The following is a 14,296-nucleotide window of genomic DNA, read 5'->3' as shown; positions in this document are numbered from 1 at the left end:
TGTTATCACAATTAATTTACAGTATGATAGCATAAGTAAATTAAGCATTCATAGTTAATAATAACCGCCTCTACCTGAAAAATCCCTATTACCTAATATTCTGGTAAAAGTAGGTATGTTTTTCAAATAGAGGCGGTTGTTTTAATGTATCCTATTATTCATCTTTTCCCTCGATAGTAATGATTCGCCCGTCTGCATCATACTGAAGTTCACAGACTTTCAAGCTACGGAGCCAAGTCTTTCCCTCTGATGGTACACAATCGTGATGAAACAGATACCACTTACCTTTAAACTCTACAATAGCATGGTGAGTAGTCCATCCTACCACCGGAGTCAGAATGACTCCCTGATAAGTAAACGGACCATAAGGGTTATCACCTGTTGCATAGCAGAGCAAATGAGTGTCTCCCGTAGAATAGGAAAAATAGTATTTACCATTATATTTATGCATCCACGAAGCTTCGAAGAAACGGCGTTCCGTATCCCCTGCTGTCAATGGCTTACCGTCTTCATCCAGAATTACCACTGCACGGGGTTCTTCGGCAAACTCCATCATGTCTTCACTCAAACGAGCAACACGCGACGGGATTGCCTCCTCCTCTCCTTCCGGAAAAATGGCAGATTCCAAGGCTTTATTATTACGGTAACGTTGAAGTTGTCCACCCCACAATCCACCGAAATATATATAATAGTTACCATCTCCGTCATCCCATACAGCCGGATCGATGCTGTAACTTCCTTTCATCGGATTAGCTTCCGGTATAAAAGGACCATAAGGTTTATCACTCACAGCTACCCCGATACGAAATATATCATTCTGATCTTTCAATGGAAAATACATATAGTACTTACCATCTTTACAAACCACATCACAATCCCATAGTTGACGGCCCGCCCAAGGAATATCCTCTGTGGAAAGCACCACTCCATGATCTTTTATTTCACCGTTCATCACATCATCCATAGAATACACGTGATAATCTTTCATATTGAAATGATCGCCATTATCATTTTCAGCAATACCACTTTCCCAATCGTGCGAGGGATAAATATACAGTTTGCCATCAAATACATGTACGGCAGGGTCAGCCATATAATCACCGGGAACTAAATATCTTTTTTCTGTTTTCATGCTTTTTCGGTTTTTCTGTTAGAAACTTATTTTGTTTTTTCAGCCTCTTTGATAATCAGGCCGACTACCGGCTTCGGCTGATAATTGCGATCAAAAAGTAACGGATAATCCGTGCGGCCTCTCATCGGCCAGTCATTACGCCAAGAGTTCTGATCGGCTACTCCCCAAAGAGTAACCCTGGTGATGAGGTTATGATGTTTCAGGAACAGACGGAAAAAGTCATTCATTCTTTCAGTCCATGCTTTCGATACCTCTTCCGGTAATCCATCCGGATAAGGATTCATCTCTTTCTTATATTCAAAGGAAGCGGAAACTTCTGCACCTACATTGGGATTCGGTGATGGTATCACCGTCAAATCCAGTTCTGTTATCATTATCTTCACTCCTGTTCCGGCAAAGGCCAGCATACTCTTCTCAAATTCACTGATTTTCGGGTAGTCCATGCCGATGTGTCCTTGCATACCTATGGCATCAATACGGATTCCACGTTTTTTCAAATCGTTCACCATTTTCACGACGGCTTCTCTTCTCCCCGGTTGGGCCATTGAGTAGTCATTGTAGTAAAGTTCGGCATCCGGATCAGCCTCGTGTGCATATTGGAAAGCCAATGGGATATATTCTTCCCCCAGAATCTCATAAAACTTTGTCTTGCGATATGCTCCATTATCTTCAATCGCTTCATTTACTACATCCCAGCCTTTGATACGGCCTTTATAGCGTTTCACGATGGTAGTGATATGGTCTTTCATCCGTTTCTTCAGGACTTCCGGAGAAACATTATTCCCGTCCTTATCTACGCAAAACCAAGGAGCCAATTGTGAATGCCAAATCAGGCAGTGACCAATGATAGCCATTTGATTGCTCTCACCAAAACTGACAAATTCATCTGCCTGCGCAAAATTATACTTATTTTCTTTCGGATGAATGACAGAAGACTTCATGCAGTTTTCCGCCACGATGGAATTAAAATTCTTCTTTACAATTTCAACAGCTGCGACATCCTTACCGGAACTTTGATGTGTGTTCACTGACACGCCAATCAAAAACTTGTTTTTCAAAGCCTTTTTCAGCGAATTTCCATCTTTCGCAAAAACTTCTCCATAAGAAAAAGAAAACATCACTGTCAATAACAACAGAATTATTCGTTTGAGTTTCATACGTTATATTTTTGAGTAATAAACATTCTACTATCTTATCTATTCGCCTTTTTTACAGCGCGATTCTATCTCCTCATTTATATTGTCAATCACATTATCTTCCAATTCATATTTAGAAATAATGAACATAGCGACCAAAAGCAACAACGCCGGAATAACGGCTACGAGCCACAGTATTCCCTGTTCGGCAAAAGGTGATTGTGACACTTCATTTGTCTGGTCGAATCCGACAAAAGCCATAACAAGTCCCGGTACAACTCCTCCAAGAGCCATTCCCGCTTTATAGAAAATACCAGTCAAAGCATTGACTATACCCGAAATACGTTTACCATGAGTATATTCGCCATACGAAATTACTTCGGGAACCAAAGCCCACATATACCCTGTCGCAATAATGACTCCCGTCGATTTTATGAACTGCGCCACAAAGACCAACCATATCTGCGTTTTGAGTACCGGAACCACAGAAATAATATACAGCAATGCCATACCCAATATAGCGACTGAAAGGAATACATAAAACATTTGCTTTTTTCCAATGGCACGTTTAATGGCAGGTACCATCGGCATGAAAATGAATGCGGGTATCGAGCCCAAGGCCATGAAATAAGGCAACATCTCCGGTGCACGTACATTATAAATCATATAATATGAACCGGCAGAATTACCAATCGCCATCATTGCAAAAGCAGTAATGAAAAAGAACGCCAAAATACGCAAAGGTTTATTTCTACAAAATTCTACCCACAAGTCGGACACTTTTACTTTAGATGTCTCCTCCTGATCCATAACCACACGCTCCTTCGTCTGGCTAAAGCAGAACATCAATAACGCCAATCCGATAACAGCATAAATAGTCATCGTAATAAACCATGCGTTAGCAGATGCAGTAGTATTGATTTTACCATCGGGAGACAACACCTTCACCAGTATCGGAATACCGTATGCCACAGCCAAACCACCCAAATTGGCAAGAAACATACGCACTGACGTCAACACCGTGATTTCATTCGTATCGCGGGTAAGTGACGCATTCAGTGCTCCATAAGGCACATTAATCAATGTATAACACATGGATAATCCAACGTAAGTGAAATAGGCATAGAACAGTGAACCCGAAAAGCCGTTCCAAAAACAAAGAATAGCAAAACCAGTCAGCGGAATTCCTCCCCAAATAAGATATGAACGGTATTTACCTAGTTTAGGATTGTGTTTATCGACGAAAGCACCCACCAGAGGATCCCAAAGGACATCCACTATCCTGACAATAAGAAACATCACGGCTGCCACTTCCGGTTTAAGTCCATATACATTGGTATAAAAAATCAGCAGATACATACATACGGTCTGGTAAATAAGGTTTTGCGCCAAATCACCGGAACCGAATCCTATACGTTGAAGCCAAGAGAGTTTATAGAAACCTTTCGCTTCATTGGTCTTTATTGTATTCTCCATAAAATAGATAAATTGGTCATTTTCTGTTTTTCGTATTCATTTCTATCAAGATAGCTGCTGCCACTCGTTGCCCTAGCGTCTTTTTATCCAATGGATGAATATCATTCCATTCTCCTAAATCACTATTTTTAATCAGAGTAACATTTTTATTTGTATCGGCTACTTCCGCCTGCGCTTTCCGGAATTCCGCCCAGGCAGTGCGTCCTCCTTTATCTGTGGGTGAAAGGAAATCCGCCAGCTCAATGATATAGAAAGGCATATCCGACTTATTCCATCGCTGTCTCCAATCGCTAATCATAGCCGTCAACAAGTCTTTATACTCATTTCTGCGTGAGACATTCGATTCTCCCTGATACCAGATGACACCGGATACCGTATAGTTCAGCAAAGGAGCAATCATTGCATTATACAGTCCTGTGGGTTTATAATGAAAAGCCGTTTGTCCCGGAGCAGCGGGCATAGGAGCACCGAGATGATATTTCCAACTCCCCTCCAAATTGATCTCCGATTCTCCTTTTTCCGGCTGACCTTTTCCGAAAAGGATTTTATAAGGCTTTTCCTTTACAAATTGAGGACGACCGCCATAACTGAAAAGGCGTATGGTTATTGTATTTTTTCCGGCTTTCAACAATCCGGCAGGAATGGTGTAGATACGGGGAGGATACTGATAAGAGACAGTCCCCACAAATGTGCCATTTACATAGACCGAATCTGCATCTACGATGCATCCCAAACGAAGAGTCGCTTTCTCTCCCGCCTGTTGTGCAGACACCTGAAAGTCTTTACGGAACCAGTGGGAGCCATTGACAGTATTCAGTCCGTTTGTTGCCCAGCCGGAAGTAAACAAATCTGTTTCTGTCCAATTGCTATCATCATAATCGGCAGCATACCAAGGGGTAGCCTCATGCATCCCTTTATCTCCCTGAAACAACGCCACATTCCAGGCATGACTTTTCTTCCTCTCCTCTTTTTTCATCGACTCCATCAAATCGTCTGACTCATAGATACGCTTTTCATTCAAATAAAATGGAAAAGGCTTCAACCCTCCCTCACTGATCCACGCTTCTACCGGTGAACCTCCGACACTGGAATTTATGATTCCTACCGGAACCTTTGTCTTTTGATAGACATCTTTAGCGAAGAAATAGGCTAAAGCAGAGAAAGGCATCACATTTTCAGGAGTCATCGCTTGCCAGGAAATTCCCGGAATATCTGCCTGCGGAGCATGAAAATTATAGAGCAGAGGTGTTTTTATATAGCGTACCATCGGATAGTTACTGTCCGTAGATATTTCATCGCGAAAACGATCTGTAACCCGTGAAACAGGCAATTCCATATTCGACTGTCCCGAACATACCCAAACATCACCAATAAGAATATCCTTTAATTCGATATCATTAATGGCCATCGTATAAGGTCCGCCAGCTTTCAATATAGGCAAAGTCACTTTCCAGTTACCTTGTACATCAGCAACAGTCTTATATTTCTTTTTCAGGAAAGTTATATCAACGGTTTCATCAGGATCAGCCGTTCCCCAGATATTGACAGGTTCCCCACGCTGAAGTACCATTCCGTCGGAAACAAGAGTCGGAAGTTTAACCTTTGCTCCGCCCAACAAGGCGAAGCAAAGGAACACAACTACTAACCCTACCTTATAAAACCAATACTTATTCATTCTGTCTTTTCTTTTATATGTCTTTATTTCATGATAATTTAGCAAGAGAAGAAATCCATCGGGATTCCACTTTGCAAACTTAGGAAGTTTCTTCCCACTTACCCAGAAATTCTGATTCAAATCATTACTCGCTTGTTACATCATCGTTTACGTATGTTACAAAAACTTGTTGCAATGTTACATTCAAGCTGAAACCACCGATAAACAAGAGGAAAGGGAAAGTTTTAGAACGAGCGGATTACAGTAGTTATTGTTATTCATTTGATCCACTCCAAGATAATAACAACTACTGTAACCCTCACTCTCCCCTTCTTTAATCGTTATAAAATCATTTATTCCAAATCTCCGGTAAAGTCTCCGCTGACATCTTTACCAGCCAAACCATCGGCCACTCCCTTATAAGCATGTTTACGTGCATAATTAGCATCCCAAAGGTTCGGAGCGTCATTCGGTATCCAATTCACATGTTCTTTTTCATTGTCCGATACTCCCCAGATGGTAATACCATATTGTTTGTCCGCTGGGATATACTTCTTGTACATATCAATGACATACTGATACATTTCTGCCTGTTGTGCCAGATTTTCAGTAGTAGGCGACGAGGTGTTAACCTTAATATCCAACTCGGATACTTTAATCAACTTGCCGGTAGCACCCAGTTTCTGGAACATTTGAGCAATATTGTCTTTATTGGAATCAATAGCAATATGCATTTGTGTACCAATACCATCCACTGTGGCCCCTTTGCTTTCGATGTATTCCACATATTTAATCAGACCGTCACACTTATTGAGGTTATATTCCAGATTATAATCATTGATGAATAGTTTATTATCCGGATTTCCATACTGACGGGCAAGTTTGAAAGCTTCTACTGCATAGTCTTTCGGAGTCAGGAAATAATCTTGCCAGTAGAATTCATCAGAAGCCAGATCAGTTTTGCCTTTACCAGTCTTAATGTCTGATGTTTTTCCGTCATCCATTGGTTCATTGACTACGTCCCATGCATGAACATAAGGTTTGCAATGGGTAACCATCTTTGAAATCCAGTCTTCCATAGCATCTCTGATAATCTCGGCTTTTTCTTCGTCGGTCTTCTCAATGATAGTAGGACCGGAAGCGCGAGTGACTGCACGTGTCTCCACCACTTTCTCCGACAATACGATATTATCTATATAATAATCGCCTGCACTAACTCCGAAATTGATACAGAATCGATTCATATCCTCTTTAGACACTGTAAATTCTTTCTTAAATTCTGTCCAAGTCGTACTCACATTTCCATCTACATAGCATTCACCTGCATAACTCGTTGAGTTCTGAATTTGAATTTGGAAAGTAGTTGAGACACTTGCTTTAATCATAGCAGAGAACTCATAGGTCTTGCCGACTTCCAAAGGAGTATCAAAGCCATATCCAGCCTGTGCCTTATATGCATTGCCCGCCCCTCCGTCAACAGAACTAGTCAGCTTCATCGAGTATGAACTTCCATATCCTTCACCTTCTTCCGAAATCGTGGCCTTTCCACTACTCCAAGCTCCCCAAGGAGTAATAGCTTTGCTTTCAAAATCTCCGTTAGAAATCAGATTAACCACAGTAGGCTCCGCATCTTTGTCTGTCACAACAATATTATCTACATAATAAGTCACATCCGGCAAATAACCAAATTCAAATGCAATCTGAAATGTAGTACTAACAAAATCATTCACTGTGATCTTCACCTGCTGCCATTGAGACGTTGTCTCAAAAGCTTCCGTCCAACTGCCACCTGTAGCATACCAGTCTTTATATGGATAATTATTTCCTAACCCATCAAAAGTCAACCGGGCTTTACCGGGATTATCCGAACGGACAAAAAATGAAATTTCATAATTATGCCCACTTACTGCTGAAATGTCAGGAGTATATAATTGCACTGAATGAGCAGCCGTTACAGAAGATCCTACTGCAAATTTCAATGCTTTGGAAGTAGCTGTCAGTCCTTCCCCTTCCACAATGGACATCGCATCACTTCCATTTTTACGATTCCAGCCATCAAAGGTTCCATCTTCAATGCCCGACAAATCCAACAAATTACTGCCCGCCGGCCCCGGAATAACTTCCGGTGCAATCAGACTATTCAGATAACTCGCATTCTGATTAGTGTGCCAAATCAGACAGTGCCCATAAATGCTGATACCCGCTTCTATGGTCTTTGTAAACAACTGATCGACCTTATCAAATTTCAAATTCCCTTTAGAATCGACCATAGGACCGTGCTTCATGGCATATCCTATCGTCAGATCATTAAAGTTCTCATTCACAATGGTAGTCGTTGTCTCGTCACCAAGATATTCATCCATCCCCACTCCGATACCCAACTTAAAGTTGGGATCGGATAAATATTCTTTCAACGGCTTGTAACGAGAAATCTTTTCAGCCAACTGTAAAGGCAGTTCGGAAGAAGTAACCGCTCCATGTGTAGGGTCTTTATACCACTCCATCTTATTATCGTCACACGATGTCAATATCAGCACCGACAAGGCAACAAACGGAAGCATATTTCTGTATTTCATAATCTTTTCAATTTAAAGTCATTATTATTCTGCATCCTCTTCTTCGTCCGGGAAATCGGTATATTCCGGCTTCGTCAAAGGTACGACACGCCAGTTATCAATATAAATCTTCACGGAAGTTGCTTTGGATAGAAACTCTGTTTCTTTATCCGAGCTCGCACCTGTGATCTTATCCAATGTAATATCAGAGTTCTCAAAATAGAAACCGAAGTTGGCATAAGAAGCAGATGCACGGGTAGCGGCCACATCGGCAAAAGTGGTCCAAGCTCCGCTGGATGCTTTCGATTTGTAGAATTCACTAAACGGAACAGTTACAGTCTGCCAACCGGTTGTCTGGAAAGGAACAATCTTTCCGTCTACAAGCCACGGTACGTAATTATAACAGTCTCTCTCCCATTCTCCACCGTTGAATCCGTTCTGACCACAAATCTTCAGGAATCCGGATTCAGACCAAGGTTCGGGCACATAAATTTCAAACTGAATAGCACATTCGGCAACAGGAGTTTCAGCAGGGACACCCAGCGTCAACCAGTCAGGATCAGTGCCATTACCAGCTGTCCAAACTTCAGCACAACGATTCTTCGCTGCTGCCACCGGCAACTGTCTTTCTAATGGCAAACGACAGTAAGCACCTTGCGACACATTACCTTCACCAATCGAAGCTGATTCCAGTTCGGTTGTTTGAATCATACTTTCAGAATCGCCCCATGCCCCTTGTGCACCCACTCCGTCGAAGTTCAACAACAAGCCTTTCTTATAATTGAAATAGGCAGGAGAATAAGCACCACCATTCGAACCTTCTACGAAAATAGAACCGCCCTCTTCAGAAACTCCGGCAGGCATATCCACCATAAAATATTCACCGTCAAGATCAGAAATAATACCTTCTGTCACCACCACATTTCCGGGGAAAACGACTTTTGCTATTTCCGTCAATCCACTTCCATAAACAATGATAGGTTCACCTACATTCGGCATACAGTTGGAGATTTTCGTTATAGACGGTGCAGCAGCACGAATCTGGAAATCATAAACGTATTCACCGCCATCTTTTACCAAACGAATTGTATTACGTACATTCTCGTCAGCTTCTGTAGTCGGAACTTTACTGTTCACACTAACCAGAAAAGATTTATTCGAAACAAAAACCGGATTAAAATAACAGTTATATCCATTAATATACACTTTCTTCAATCCGTTGAATCCTTCACCTTCAATTCGGATCAGTTGTCCCAAACGGGCAAAATCAACCAAACGGTCAGGAACATTCGACTTCGCGTCTTCCAGATAGATCCCTGTTATGTTCATCACAGAACTTCCGCCATTATCGTCATCGTCGTCACACGAAACAAATGAACAAGAGCAGATGAGCAGACTCACCAATAAGCCAAATGCTTTCATACTATTTTTATATATCAAGCTTTTCATTCGTATTCTCGTTTTTAGTTAAACAAATCGGTTATTCTGTCTTCCTTAAATGCATAAGGCATAGGATCCGCTTTCAACAAAGGATTTTGCACAGTCTCCGATTCCGGATAAGGAAGAAGGAATATACTGGAATCGACGTCACCTATGGCACGCTTCGTTTCATCCGAATCCTCGTCTCTCTTCAAAGTCTGTGTATCCGCATCCCATACTACAGGAATAGCAGTACCCCTATCCTGTCCGGTGATATAATTGAGTACTTCCTGTTGTTTATAATAAGCTCTACGTACCAAGTCATACCAATACTGTCCTTCCAGACAAAGTTCCAGTCTACGCTCACGACGAATATCTTCGTAAGTAATCGAATTTTGGGGTTCCAAACCGGCACGCTTGCGCACTTTGTTAAAGTATTCCATTGCATCGGCATCATCTGTTGAAGGATTATTTCCCAATATAGCTTCTGCATAAATCAGATATACTTCTGCCAGACGCAACATGTAAGTATTGATAGGAGTACTTCCGGAAGTGATCTTCGCATTATCTTTGCTAGAACCACAAACATATTTCTTACAATAAATTCCGGAAACAGTACCCGATGCTTTCTTCTCACAAGTATATCCTCCGTTTGCTTTCTGTATTTCAGGATAATGATCGCCATAAGCCATCCAAGTCGGCTGACGCCGTTTATCTCCTTTTTCATACTCCCAAATCACGTCCGGTTGTGCAAAAACATAACCGCCCCATGCACGGTCATTACCGGTAATAGCCGACTCACAAGCAAAATAATCCTGTATCGTATTACATTCCCCATACGTACCATTACTAACCCATTGTAAAGCAAACAGTGTTTCCGAGTTGTTATTTTTATCAATCATAAACAAATCGGCATAATCAGTCATCAGTTCAAAATTTCTGTTTTCTATCACTTTTAAAGCCGCTTTCTTTGCCAAATCCAGATAGTCCTGATTACGGGTCGCACTATTAGGGTTACTACTATAACCGGCATACGTCAGATAAACACGCGACAACATGCCAAAGGCACTGTATTTATTGACACGTCCGGCAGCAGAAGAAACCTCCGGCAAATATTTTGCCGCAAATTCCAAGTCACGCATCGCAAATTCATAGACATCACTTACCGGGCTAGTATTGACAATTGGATTAGCCACCAGTTCATCCGTATCCTCATTTATAATAACATTTCCCCATAACATCGCCAGATAGGAATAAGCAACTCCACGCATGAACCGTGCTTCAGCAATATATGGGTTCTTCACTTCTTCGCTATTGGATGAGTTACCTTTGATCCCGTTAATAATCTTATTAGTTTGCTGTACTATATTGTATAATGAGCCCCAAGCCGAAACTAACGGCCCCGTCAATCCGGTTTCGGTCAAATCGGCAAAAGGATAGATATAATTAGAGGTTGTCGCACAAAGGTTGAATCCGCGTCCATCACCCAGTCCATAATAGAACTTATCGTTAAAGTCGAACCACACCTTATTATACAAAGGAGCTGTTGCTGCCCGGAAATCATCTTCCGTTTGATAAAAGTTATCTCCTGCGATATTGGAGTTATCTTCAGAATCGAGGAAGTCACTGCATCCTGCAAACGCCAAAGCTACAGCCAACATGAAAGAGTATATATATTTACTTGTTTTCATATTTAGTCACTTTAAATGATTAAAAGGTTAAATTCAGACCGAATGTATAAATTCGCGGAGAAGGATAACGATAGTTATCAAAGCCTGTAAGCAAAGCGTCCTGATTGGCAGAACCTATTTCCGGGTCCATCCCTTTGTATTTTGTGAATGTATATACATTCTGCAGGTTACAATAAAGTTTCAGATTCTGAATACCAATCGGTGCCAACCATTTACGCGGGAACGTATAGCCGAAAGAGATAGACTGAATACGCAGGAAAGAACCATCTTCCACAAAGCGGTCACTGAAACGATAATTGGAATCATCTGTCCCTTTGGCAATAGCCATACGGCAAGCATAAGGGTCACCGCCTACAATCTGTATATTCCGATAATCATCCGGACCATTCGGATCAATCAAAGCCAGTTGTGCATAATCCAACGCCGATTTCAGGATATTATTATTGCCCCGTGGATTTTCAAGTTCACGACGCCCCCAGTTTACAACTTCATTTCCCACCGATCCGGTCAGGTTAATGCTCAAGTCGAAGCCTTTATAAGAGAAAGAGTTACCGAAGCCGAAAGTAAAGTCCGGTTCAGGATTACCGATATAAGTACGGTCCTGTTCATTGATAACACCGTCTTTGTTTACATCTTCAAAAATATAATCACCAATCCAGATACTATTCTTGGAAATCGACATACCTTCAGGCAATGCTACCGGCTTAATTGCTCCGGAAGCATCTTTATAGTAAAAGTCAGTAGCCTTTTCAAAGCGGCCAATCACTTTATAACCATAAAACTGTCCGATAGGGTTTCCTACTGATGTACGTGTCAGTACGGTTATTGTTTCGCCTGTCTGATTACTCTTATCTATCAGGCTGGTTGCCGTATCCAGCGATTTTACTTTATTACGGTTCATAGAGAATACCACGTTACTTCTCCATTGAAATCCGCCTTTATCAATATTCACTGTATTTAAAGTCAACTCAAGTCCTTTATTCTCCAAAGAACCCACATTCTTCCAGGGTGCGGAAGTAGAGCCCTGACCTGAAGTTCCCACGTAAGCAGGAAGAGGCACTTGCAACAACAAATCATTTGTTTTCTTATAATAAATATCGGCTATCAATTCAATCCTGTTCTGGAAAAGATTAATATCAAGTCCCAGATTACTTGAATAAGTAGACTCCCATTTCAATTCGGGATTCGGAGTATTGCCAGCCAGCAATCCTGTTCCCCAAACGGTAGCAACAGATGAATAAATGGCTTTATATGCATTATTAGGCACATTCTGATTACCTACAACACCCCATCCTAAACGCAATTTCAGATTATTAATAATATTGTTGTCTTTCAAAAAAGATTCATTGGAAACCTTCCAAGCCAAAGCAGCCGACGGGAACCATCCCCAACGATTATCTTTGTAGAATTTGGAAGAACCGTCGCGACGAAGAGTAAATGTCAACAGATATTTGTCATCGTATGAATAGAACAGACGGCCGAAATAAGATAAAATCGAACTTTCTCCACTATTACCATTATTCTTGGCTGTTGCGGCATCTCCCAATGTCAGGTCGGTTGCGGCATTGGACAAATATCCCATACGGCTTCCCATCAGATATTCCCATTTGCTCTCCTGCATTTCCTGACCAATCATTGCATTCACATTGTGCACTCCAAAAGTTTTCATGTAATTCACGATATTTCTCCAACTCCAGAACTTATTATATGATTTGGAGAAAGTCCCCTGACGGTCCGTATTTTCAATCGCACCAAAAGTATATGAGGGATCAAATTTATAAGTATTAGTTACCCCATAATCGAAAGACAATTCCGTTTTAAACGTCAGTCCGTCAATGATAGTAGCTTCAGCATAGGTGTTTGCCCGAATACCCATTTTCTCATTGCGGTTATCCTTAATCATGGCAAGACCCACCGGATTCGTTTGTACCCATTCGTCCGTATCCGGTCCGTCAAATGTGCCTTCAGCATTACGAACAGCCACACTCGGACTCTGCAATAAAGCAGTTCTAATCAACGACTCGTCAGATACAGTCAATTTCTGACGGGAATTACTAAACGCAAAGTTAATACCCATTTTTAAATAGCTCTTCACCTGGGCATCAAAACTACCTCGTAAGTTCAGACGCCTGAACCCTGAACCAACAGCAATACCATCCTGATTGAGGTAACCTGCTCCCAATGCATAGTTACTTTTATCAGTACCTCCGGTCACAGAAAGATTATGACTGGTCATCATAGCTTTAGAGAACATCTCATCCTGCCAGTCTGTACCCTCACCTAGTAAATCCGGACGAACAAAGTTATTATCCTTGTTCACTATTCCCCAATCATTTCCCGAATAGTCTTTTCCTGAACGAACATTCTTATGCTCCGCATATTCACGCAGATTCAGCATATCCAGTTTTTTAGGCATTTCCTGCCATCCTATATATCCGTCATAAGTTATTTGCGCCTCACCCTTCTGTCCACGTTTGGTAGTAATCATAATCACACCGTTTGCAGCTCGCGCACCATAAATAGCAGTGGCGGAAGCATCCTTTAATACGTCCATAGAGACGATGTCCGAAGGATTGATAGATGCCAGTGCATTATCACTTCCCGAACCTGTGGAACCGTCGATGATAACACCGTCAATGACAAAGATAGGTTCATTGGAGGCATTCAAAGAGTTGATACCACGAATACGGATGGAAGAACTACCACCGGGCATACCGCTATTAGCCTGTACCTGCACACCAGCAGCACGTCCTTGCAGTACCTGGTCAACGGAAGTCACTACAGATTTCTTAATGGCTTCATCGTTGACCGATACAACAGAACCGGTCAGGTCACTACGTTTCATCTGACCATATCCAACTACAACTACTTCGTCTAATACTTTTGCATCTTCTTTGAGGGTAATATCAAACTGCTTTTTCCCGGCTACAGGAATCGTTTGTGTCTGATATCCGATAAAAGAAATCTTCAAGCTACCTTTGGCTGATACATTCAACTTAAAATTACCATCCAAATCGGTAACTATACCATTGGTAGTGCCAGCTTCTACTACACTGGCTCCGATAATCGGTTCGCCCGATGCATCTTTGACCACTCCCGTCACGGAAACAGTCTGTGCCAATACCCATACAGGGAAGAGGCAGAAAAGAATGATAAGACCTAACGGTCGAAAATAATGATTTGTGCTTTCCATAAAATCATTTTTTTAATTAATAATGATAGTGGTTAATCCA

General features: G+C 41.6%; 8 protein-coding genes. All 8 read right to left on the bottom strand.

From position 1 onward, the window contains the following. Positions 1 to 154 precede the first annotated feature (154 nt). The 8 genes from AB5217_RS13965 to AB5217_RS13930 all read right to left on the bottom strand — a co-directional run bounded on the left by AB5217_RS13965 (position 155) and on the right by AB5217_RS13930 (position 14,256). Entirely contained in the window at positions 155 to 1,132 is a 978-nt protein-coding gene (locus tag AB5217_RS13965) for a glycoside hydrolase family 43 protein (RefSeq protein ID WP_004326484.1), read from the bottom strand. 26 nt (positions 1,133 to 1,158) lie between these two features. Next, positions 1,159 to 2,289, bottom strand: a complete 1,131-nt coding sequence (locus AB5217_RS13960) for an endo-1,4-beta-xylanase (protein ID WP_004326483.1) — start codon at positions 2,287 to 2,289, stop codon at positions 1,159 to 1,161. A 39-nt stretch (positions 2,290 to 2,328) separates the two neighbouring features. Beyond that, positions 2,329 to 3,744 carry an MFS transporter gene (locus AB5217_RS13955; protein ID WP_004311418.1) on the bottom strand — a complete coding sequence of 472 codons (1,416 nt, stop codon included), beginning with the start codon at positions 3,742 to 3,744 and terminating at the stop codon, positions 2,329 to 2,331. A 16-nt stretch (positions 3,745 to 3,760) separates the two neighbouring features. Beyond that, complete coding sequence (locus tag AB5217_RS13950; RefSeq protein WP_004304379.1) at positions 3,761 to 5,419, bottom strand: sialate O-acetylesterase; 1,659 nt, start codon at positions 5,417 to 5,419, stop codon at positions 3,761 to 3,763. 332 nt (positions 5,420 to 5,751) lie between these two features. Further along, complete coding sequence (locus AB5217_RS13945) at positions 5,752 to 7,974, bottom strand: endo-1,4-beta-xylanase (protein WP_004326482.1); 2,223 nt, start codon at positions 7,972 to 7,974, stop codon at positions 5,752 to 5,754. A 24-nt stretch (positions 7,975 to 7,998) separates the two neighbouring features. Then, positions 7,999 to 9,402, bottom strand: a complete 1,404-nt coding sequence (locus tag AB5217_RS13940; protein WP_004304381.1) for a glycan-binding surface protein — start codon at positions 9,400 to 9,402, stop codon at positions 7,999 to 8,001. 14 nt (positions 9,403 to 9,416) lie between these two features. Beyond that, positions 9,417 to 11,063 carry a RagB/SusD family nutrient uptake outer membrane protein gene (locus AB5217_RS13935; RefSeq protein WP_004300844.1) on the bottom strand — a complete coding sequence of 549 codons (1,647 nt, stop codon included), beginning with the start codon at positions 11,061 to 11,063 and terminating at the stop codon, positions 9,417 to 9,419. 19 nt (positions 11,064 to 11,082) lie between these two features. Beyond that, positions 11,083 to 14,256 carry a SusC/RagA family TonB-linked outer membrane protein gene (locus AB5217_RS13930; protein ID WP_008999830.1) on the bottom strand — a complete coding sequence of 1,058 codons (3,174 nt, stop codon included), beginning with the start codon at positions 14,254 to 14,256 and terminating at the stop codon, positions 11,083 to 11,085. Between the last annotated feature and the right edge of the window lie 40 nt (positions 14,257 to 14,296).

Origin of the sequence: Bacteroides sp. MSSM.1001136sp1_RTP21357st2_D2_RTP21359_211015 (assembly GCF_040913205.1) — a bacterium.
Lineage (GTDB): Bacteria > Bacteroidota > Bacteroidia > Bacteroidales > Bacteroidaceae > Bacteroides > Bacteroides ovatus.
Note: the sequence above shows the minus strand (reverse complement) of the source record. Positions and strands in the feature narration are given on the sequence as shown.

What these genes read in the sequence shown, in the direction of transcription:
- AB5217_RS13935 (WP_004300844.1), bottom strand. Translation starts at nt 11,063, where the DNA reads ATGAAAACAAGTAAATATATATACTCTTTCATGTTGGCTGTAGCTTTG.
- AB5217_RS13955 (WP_004311418.1), bottom strand. Translation starts at nt 3,744, where the DNA reads ATGGAGAATACAATAAAGACCAATGAAGCGAAAGGTTTCTATAAACTC.
- AB5217_RS13950 (WP_004304379.1), bottom strand. Translation starts at nt 5,419, where the DNA reads ATGAATAAGTATTGGTTTTATAAGGTAGGGTTAGTAGTTGTGTTCCTT.
- AB5217_RS13930 (WP_008999830.1), bottom strand. Translation starts at nt 14,256, where the DNA reads ATGGAAAGCACAAATCATTATTTTCGACCGTTAGGTCTTATCATTCTT.
- AB5217_RS13965 (WP_004326484.1), bottom strand. Translation starts at nt 1,132, where the DNA reads ATGAAAACAGAAAAAAGATATTTAGTTCCCGGTGATTATATGGCTGAC.
- AB5217_RS13960 (WP_004326483.1), bottom strand. Translation starts at nt 2,289, where the DNA reads ATGAAACTCAAACGAATAATTCTGTTGTTATTGACAGTGATGTTTTCT.
- AB5217_RS13945 (WP_004326482.1), bottom strand. Translation starts at nt 7,974, where the DNA reads ATGAAATACAGAAATATGCTTCCGTTTGTTGCCTTGTCGGTGCTGATA.
- AB5217_RS13940 (WP_004304381.1), bottom strand. Translation starts at nt 9,402, where the DNA reads ATGAAAAGCTTGATATATAAAAATAGTATGAAAGCATTTGGCTTATTG.